This window comes from Psychrobacter sp. 78a-MNA-CIBAN-0178 (assembly GCF_040309625.1).
In the GTDB taxonomy this organism is placed as follows: domain Bacteria; phylum Pseudomonadota; class Gammaproteobacteria; order Pseudomonadales; family Moraxellaceae; genus Psychrobacter; species Psychrobacter okhotskensis.
The window spans coordinates 1-246 of the sequence record NZ_JBEOOZ010000186.1; the positions used below are offsets into that span (position 1 = coordinate 1).

1 pseudogene is annotated in these 246 nt (G+C 45.9%); it reads left to right on the forward strand.

Annotated features, from left to right (window positions below):
* Positions 1-25 precede the first annotated feature (25 nt).
* Positions 26-246: pseudogene (hisG, locus tag AAEY80_RS14780) on the forward strand (ATP phosphoribosyltransferase); the annotation flags it as partial.

Here is a 246-nt window from a genome sequence, read left to right on the forward strand (position 1 = left end):
CAATAAGACTGCGCAGCCCGAAGCCTTGCCAGCCGACACATTATTAAATGAAGTAAATGATGCGTTTACTGGCTTAACGTTAGCTTTGTCTAAAGGGCGTATTTTAGAAGAGACCATGCCATTATTACGTGCCGCAGGGATTGAGTTGTTAGAGGACCCTGAAGCGTCGCGAAAGCTTATCTTCCCAACGTCAAACCCAAATGTTCGGGTTTTGATTTTGCGTGCCAGCGATGTACCTACCTATGT